This is a genomic window from Paenibacillus tuaregi, from assembly GCF_900086655.1.
GTDB classification, from domain to species: Bacteria; Bacillota; Bacilli; order Paenibacillales; family Paenibacillaceae; genus Fontibacillus; species Fontibacillus tuaregi.
The window spans coordinates 5286770-5294189 of record NZ_LT575476.1; the positions used below are offsets into that span (position 1 = coordinate 5286770).

The window sequence follows — 7420 nt, forward strand, 5'->3', positions numbered from 1 at the left end:
AAGGCGGACGCTCCGCTTCTTCAGGATCACTCGCCCTCTCTTGCTGAGATCGGTTAAGTCTAAAGTTCATTTTATATGGCCTTGAACTGGACCGGTTGTACGCTCGATCGCAGACAACGCGATTTTGTTCAGCACGGCATCATCCATAGGCGGATTATGAAGGCCTGCTCTTACATCCCTGTAGTAGCGCTGCAGAGGGTTATCCAGCTGCAGACTGCGGATTCCGGCAATCCTCATGGCCTTGTCTACAATTGAAATAGCCGAATTAGTCACCGCATGTTTCGCGGCGCCAAGCTCTGTCTCCAGCCGGCCCCGGCGCATCTCGTCGTCATAGGCTCCAGCTACACTGTACAAGAAATGACGGGCCTGCATTAACTCAAGATCCATCTCTCCGATCAACTGCCGGATGTTCGCCAATTGGCTGATCGGACCGCTGATGCTGTTCGGTGTATACTCACATGCAAACCGCAGGGCATAGTCACGGGCTGCCTGGGCGATGCCGAGATAACATGCCGGAATATGAAGCAGCCATGCATTTAGCGGAGACTCCACTTTGCGGGGGTGGGTGCCGAGCTCCACCAGCTGGTCTTCGTCCACCTCCACATGATCAAGAACAAGATCATGGCTGCCCGTTCCGCGCAGCGACATCGTATCCCAGGTTTCCTCGATACGAAGGCCTTCTAAATTACGGTGCAGCAGGAACTGCCCAATGGTCATCTTCTCTTCAATCCATGCTGATACTACAAAATAAGTAAGCATCGGAGACAGCGTGGTATAGATCTTGCGTCCCGTGATCACCCACTTGTTGCCCTGCTTCACCGCGGTTGTTCCCGGGCGCCCCCCACGTGTCGGGCTTCCGGTCTGAGCCTCACTGGCTGCCCGGTTGATCAGTGCACCTTTAGCGATTTCTTCAGCAATGAAGCTCATGCTTCCCTGCTCCCACAGGCTCTTCTCAAACAGCTCACCCACCACAGACAAATGCCAGCCGATGGATAATGCGGTAGACGCATCATATGAGGCCAGCGTCTCTTGGAGCAGCACCATATCATATATACGAAGCCCTTCGCCTCCATAAGAAGAAGGCAGCGTTATCTTAGTGTACCCCATGTCTATCAGCTCGGTCACATTCTCACTAGGGAAGGTACCGCTCTTGTCGATCCCATCTGCCCGGTTTCTGAAGGAGCCTCCCTTCCCGCTGAGCCGTCCGAGCCATTCCTGCTGCAATGGTGTATGTATAAATAAATCCAGCACTGTGCTCACCCCCGGATCAAATTTTTATACTACTTCAATGGTATGGCCTTAATTATAAGTTCTCCGATTGCCTGGATACAAATCAGATCCTGCTGAGACACGCCCTAACCCAACTTTATGTTATGATAGAAAGGGGATTCCCCCTTATTACCTTATCAGATTCGGAGTGATCCTCTGTTATGATCATCAAATTCATTCGTTTGCGTTAATGAGAGGTGCGGATAACTGACCTGCCTTTTTTTGAACCAACAGGGCTAGGTTTATTTATCTGCGCCTTTTTTCATTCAACCAATACGAATGAATGGGGTGCTATAACATTGTCTCATATCCATAGAAGAACGACTGCCGCGAACCTGCTGACTGCCTGTGCAGACCTGCTCAGATGTCCGGTATGTACCCGGCCTATGAGTGTAGTTAACAACACCAATTTAACCTGTGCCAACAAGCACAGCTATGATATATCCAAATACGGCTATGTGAACCTGCTATCCCGCCCTGCCAGTACCAAGTACGGCAAGCCGCTGTTTGAATCACGTCACATAATCAGCGAGCATGGTCTATTCGAACCGATGGACCATTGGATTTCCCAGTATATTCAGAGGTCCAGCCAATCCTGCTGCCGGCCTGTGGCCCTGCTCGATGCGGGCTGTGGTGAAGGCTCTCATTTATCGTACATTCATGAGCGTCTGACCAGTATTTACGGACATACCGGCATAGTTGGAGTAGGCCTGGATATTGCTAAGGAAGGGGTGGCGATGGCCTCGAAGAGGGATTCCAGCCTGGTATGGCTCGTTGCCGATCTCGCCCGCAGCCCTCTATCCGATGACCGGTTTGATTATATTCTGAACTTTCTCTCGCCAAGCAACTATGCTGAATTCGGCAGACTGCTGAAAGAGGATGGAAGAATCATTAAAGTGGTACCGGGACCGGATTATCTGAGAGAGCTGCGCACCCTTCTCTACGGAGAGCCGAACAAATCTCCCCATTCCAGCCAGGGTATCCAGGACCGCTTCCTTGAGCACTTTCAACTGGTAGACTCCCAGCGTCTGTACTATAAGAGAAGGCTGGACCGTGAGCTTACCCGGCATTTGGTACACATGACTCCACTATCCTGGGGCGCAGATGCCGAGCGTCTTCATGACGCACTTCAAGTCGATTCCTTGGAGATTACGGTTGATCTAGCCGTTCTTATCGGCAAAGAAAAGGAATAAATTCCCTTTACGGAGAATAATATGTTTCTGTTGACAGCGCTTTTATTTTAAATTAATATAACCTCAAGTTAATACTTGGTGGCGGAGATTATGGAGACTCACAAATTTTTCCTGCAGTACGGGGACAATTTGTCGGGTCTCTTTTTTTGTGCAGCCACTTTCGTCAAGGAATTGAATTTCAGGAGTTAGACTTGCTCATAGCAGACAGGTTCCTGAAGAAATGGGAGGGGTTCGTTCAAAGACTGCAACAACAAGATTCGGTAAACATAATAGATTGGGGGGGGTAAAGTCTTGAAGATCATAGGTCATAGAGGCGCAGCGGGACATGCTCCCGAAAACACACTGAAATCAATTGTAACCGCTTTAAAACAAGGCGTACAGGGCATTGAAATTGATGCTCAACTAACCAAAGACAATCACGTGGTCATCATTCATGACTTCACTGTAGACAGAACGACCAATGGGAGAGGGAAGATTCATGAACTGACCCTTGAGGAAATTCGAAGTCTGGATGCCGGAAGTGCGTTCCGTCCGGAATTTGGGGGAGAACTTGTTCCCACGCTGGAGGAAGTCCTTGAACTGATTCCAAGTGATGTGCTCTTAAATGTGGAACTGAAGCAGATTGCTTATGAACGCAGAAATCTGGAAGAGAAGGTAGCCGAGTCCATTGCCAAGTACAACCGGGCCGATCATACGATTATCTCATCCTTCGACCATTACAGTCTTAAGCGTATTCATGAGATTGATCCAACTCTCCAAACTGGACTGCTCACCTATACCCATATGCTTAATCCCTGGAAGTATATTCAGGATAACGGTCTGAATGTGTACAGCATTCATCCCGCCTATGAATTTCTCACCCGGGAATATGTATCTGAAATTCATCAGCACGGTTATAAAATATACTGCTATACGGTTAACGATGCCGTGACCGGACAGACTCTGGAGGACTTCGGCGTTGACGGAATCATCACCGATTATCCGGACCGCTTCTTTGGGTAAATAAATCCGCTTCTTCTATGAAGCCAATTACATCTTGATTTGCTAAAAAACCAGTTCGTTACCTGTTACTTATATCACTTTACTTCATGACGAAAGAGGGACACTATGACATCTAGCACACGCAAATGGGTAACGCTCTTCGTGCTGGCTTTCTCCGGCGGATTAATCTATCAGCTGCCTTATTTAAGGGAACAGTTCTATATTCCAATGCAAAATGCGTTCCATATTAACAACACGCAGCTTGGGAATCTGATGACCATTTACGGGATTATTAACTTCTTCCTGTACCTGCCGGGCGGCCTGCTCGCGGACAAATTCTCCTATAAGCTGCTGGTTCCGTTTTCCTTGATCCTTACAGGGATTACCGGATTCTATTACTCCACCTTCCCAGCTTACCATATGGCTTTGACCGTTCATGTTATCTGGGCATTCACCACCGTATTCACGTTCTGGCCAACGATGCTGAAGGCAGTCAAAATGCTCGGGGAAAGCTCAGAGCAAGGCAGACTGTTCGGCTTCCTGGATGGAGGACGGGGCTTGTCCGCAACCTTAAGCGCCTTTGCGGCTTTATGGATATTTAAAGCCTTCGGGGCAACCAGTTTGGGGCTGCGTGGGGCTATTCTGTTCTACTCCGTAGCTCTGATTGTGCTTGGTATCGCCGCCTACTTCCTGCTGGACAACAAGAAATCCGAGGAAGAATCCAGCGGCAAATTGTTCGAAGGTATTGTGGATGTCTTGAAGATGCCATCCATCTGGCTGGCAGCCATTATTATCTTCACAGGCTACAGCATTAACGCTGGGCTGACTTATGTAACTCCTTACTTGACCGATGTGTTCCACATGTCCGTATCGGTGGGTGCTTTTATCGGGATTATCAGAACGTACGGCTTGCGGCTTGGCGGTGGCCCGCTTGGAGGAATTATTGCAGACCGGATGGGCTCAGCAACGCGGTACATCCGTATAGGCTTTGTGGCAGTCATTCTATTAATGGCCTTGTTCACCATCATCCCTGGAAACCCAAGCTACCTGGTCATCATGCTGGTGAATATGCTGGTGGTCTCCCTTCTGGTATTCACAATTAAAGGGGTATACTTCGCCCCGTTGGATGAAATTAAAGTTCCTAACTCATTGGCGGGAGCTGCTTATGGGGCCATAAGCCTGGTAGGTTATCTGCCGGATACGTTCATCTACACTTATTTCGGCAATCTGCTCGATAAGAACCCTGGAACGCCTGGCTATAAATACATCTTTTTGTCCCTGATCGTTCTTGCGGTAATCGGCTTCTTAGCTTCACTCCTACTGTACAAGCGGCTTAAGAAGCAGAAGACTCAAGCTCCAGCTCGGATTGATTCTTTAGCCAGCTAATCAAGCAGCTCATTAAAGCAGTTCCTTTCCCATAATATAAAACCCCTTCCCGAGGCAAGCGTGCAAAGCACGGCTTGGATCAGGAAGGGGATTTATGTTGTAATTCAAGAGAATAAGATGACCGCTTAGCGGATCTCTTGCAGGTGCTCTTCGAGACGGTCCCAAGTCTGAGTAATTCCTTCTTCCATACCCATATCCATTACTGCTTTCACAGCTTCAGCTGAATCGTATTTGGAACGGCTTGTTACCTTAGTCTTTCCTTCAACATCTTCGAAGATCACAGTAGTCGTTGAGGAGGGCGCACCCGGGGCCTCATTGCCATCCGCATCCGAGAAGTAATCCGTGTAGACAATTTTCTCCCCATTCACGATTTCGTGATAGACTCCCTTGCCCCAGGATTCCATTCCATAGAAATCGCCCTGGTTCTTATCTTCACATTTCATACAGTAGTGCCACACACCGCCCGGGCGAAAATCAACATGACATACCGGCACTGTCCAGCCTCGCGGCCCCCACCAGTTCTTCAAATGCTCAGCCTCGGAAAAAGCCTTAAATACCAGCTCCCGCGGCGCATTAAAGATGCGCTCGATAATAAATTCCGTTCCTTCTACCCGGGTCATCGACGTGTTCGACATGAAAATTCCTCCTGATTGATTTTATTTGTTATCCTCAGATTGAAGCTTCTGCAAATAATTCTCTAGGTTGTCGAATCGTTCGGTCCATACGGCACGGTAGCTGTCCAGCCAAGCGTCGATGGCTTGAAGAGGCTCCATACACAGCCTGTAATTCCGCCGGTTAGCATCCACTTCAGCCTCTACCAGTCCTGCTTCGAGCAGGACCTTAAGATGCTTCGAGGCTTGAGGCTGCCGTAATTCAAGCCGGCTGGCAATTTCGCCTACCGTTAGGGGCCCGGTGAGCAGCAGCTCCACAATTCGGAACCGGTTCGGCTCCGCAAGCGCACTAAACGTTGTGATATCCATAGGCCTTAATTCCTTCTTTGTCCCTGATCATGCTGCATACGTGGCCGCCAGCAGTCTTCGTAATCATGCATGCCACCTTGCTATTCATGACAGGTTGTGCTCTAACAACTTCAATATACCATAATAGGAATATTCCTTCAAGTGAATATTGAAAATAATATTTGTATTTGACCAGTAATCGCCCGTATTCTAACTATAGGCTAAAGTCACTTTCCATAACTTGACATAAGTTGAACTGTCATGTTAGGCTGATCCTAACTTATAACGAACGGAGGGTTACGTGTGGTAAATTAATTTTTCGATTTCATTTGCAGCCATGGAGAACAGTAGCACTTGTAGGCTATGTGGTGTGCATCGTAATCGAAGAATGGTTTGCCATGTGGTAACCAGTCAGTCATAGGTGATCCTAAGCCCCGTTGGGCGGCTTTAATATGGGGACACTTATGTACTGTAAAGAAGGATTTAAAGGAATAGATGGTCCGTGATGAATATCCCGGAGACCAGTCTATTCTCATTCCCTTCTTCTTTCCTCGATTACGGAAGCACAGGCAGCAGCCTGTGTTTTTTTATTTTTTCTAATAAGGGGAGAGTTTAACTATGAGCGAACAACAAATCCAAGTGAATGGCATTGAACTGTGTACAGAGAGCTTCGGAGACCCTTTGAATCCGACTGTGATCCTCATTATGGGGGCTCAAGCCTCCATGGTTTGGTGGGAGGATGAGTTCTGCCAACGCCTGGCCGATGCCGGGCGGTATGTGATCCGGTATGATAACCGGGATGTCGGACAGTCCACCACGTACGAACCCGGGAGCCCCGGATATACATTTGAGGATATGGCCGACGACACCATTGCGGTGATGGATGCCTACAATATTGATAAGGCCCATATCGTGGGCATGTCCATGGGTGGGCTGCTGACCCAAATTTCGGCTCTTCGTCATCCCGAACGCCTGCTCAGTATCACCTTAGTCTCCACCTCCAATTTTGCTCCAGATCTTCCTCCAATGGAACAGAAGGTGATAGACTTCTTCTCTAGATCGGCAGAAGTTGATTTGACGAATGAGGAGGAGGCCGCACGCTTTGCGGTTGAGAAGTGGAGTATCCTTAAGGGCACTAAGCGCAAGACGAATGAGGCCAAAATATACAATCTCGCCAAAAGAGAAATTAGACGAAGCCACAATATGGCCAGCATTCATAACCACGGTCTTGTGACCGGTGGAGAATCCTATCTCACCAGGACAGATGAGATCGCGATACCTACCCTTGTGATCCACGGTACAGAAGATCCAATTATTCCTTACGAGCATGGGAAAGCCCTCGCCCGTACTATTCCTGGCGCTGCCCTGCTGACACTGGATGGAGCAGGACATGAACTTCATGCCGATGACTGGCCTGCGATTATAGAGGCCATCACCGCGCATACATCAAACCGGTCTTCCTAAGTAGATTGTTCAATGTACTTCAATACGACATAAGACCATACAACGACCAAGACCACTCCGCTATGGAGTGGTCTTTAGTTTGTTTACGAACATCTACTTAGCCGGACTATACTCGGGCGTGAGATCTGCGGTCTGAGATGGCGGGGGGGGGGGAGGAGATGTGTATAT

At 48.6% G+C, this 7420-nt stretch carries 7 protein-coding genes; 4 read left to right on the forward strand and 3 right to left on the reverse strand.

The window, feature by feature from the left end; genetic code table 11:
- Positions 1-66 precede the first annotated feature (66 nt).
- Positions 67-1248 (reverse strand): acyl-CoA dehydrogenase family protein, encoded by a 1182-nt coding sequence (locus tag BN6628_RS23750; protein WP_068622608.1) that lies wholly within the window; start codon positions 1246-1248, stop codon positions 67-69.
- Between the two features lie 320 nt (positions 1249-1568).
- Between BN6628_RS23750 and BN6628_RS23755 the strand changes: the two genes are divergently transcribed.
- From BN6628_RS23755 to BN6628_RS23765, 3 genes are all read left to right on the forward strand, one after another.
- Positions 1569-2462 (forward strand): putative RNA methyltransferase, encoded by an 894-nt coding sequence (locus BN6628_RS23755; protein ID WP_082927043.1) that lies wholly within the window; start codon positions 1569-1571, stop codon positions 2460-2462.
- 291 nt (positions 2463-2753) lie between these two features.
- Positions 2754-3464: a glycerophosphodiester phosphodiesterase gene (locus BN6628_RS23760; protein ID WP_068621210.1), complete on the forward strand. Its 711-nt coding sequence runs from the start codon at positions 2754-2756 to the stop codon at positions 3462-3464.
- Between the two features lie 105 nt (positions 3465-3569).
- Positions 3570-4829, forward strand: a complete 1260-nt coding sequence (locus BN6628_RS23765; protein ID WP_068621212.1) for an MFS transporter — start codon at positions 3570-3572, stop codon at positions 4827-4829.
- A gap of 125 nt (positions 4830-4954) precedes the next feature.
- Here the strand turns inward: BN6628_RS23765 and BN6628_RS23770 are convergent, their stop codons facing one another.
- Positions 4955-5464 (reverse strand): SRPBCC domain-containing protein, encoded by a 510-nt coding sequence (locus tag BN6628_RS23770; protein ID WP_068621213.1) that lies wholly within the window; start codon positions 5462-5464, stop codon positions 4955-4957.
- A gap of 21 nt (positions 5465-5485) precedes the next feature.
- Positions 5486-5809, reverse strand: coding sequence for an ArsR/SmtB family transcription factor (locus BN6628_RS23775; RefSeq protein ID WP_068621215.1), 324 nt, complete (start codon positions 5807-5809; stop codon positions 5486-5488).
- A gap of 597 nt (positions 5810-6406) precedes the next feature.
- Between BN6628_RS23775 and BN6628_RS23780 the strand changes: the two genes are divergently transcribed.
- Positions 6407-7252, forward strand: coding sequence for an alpha/beta fold macrolide esterase (locus tag BN6628_RS23780; protein WP_068621217.1), 846 nt, complete (start codon positions 6407-6409; stop codon positions 7250-7252).
- The last annotated feature ends 168 nt before the right edge of the window (positions 7253-7420 follow it).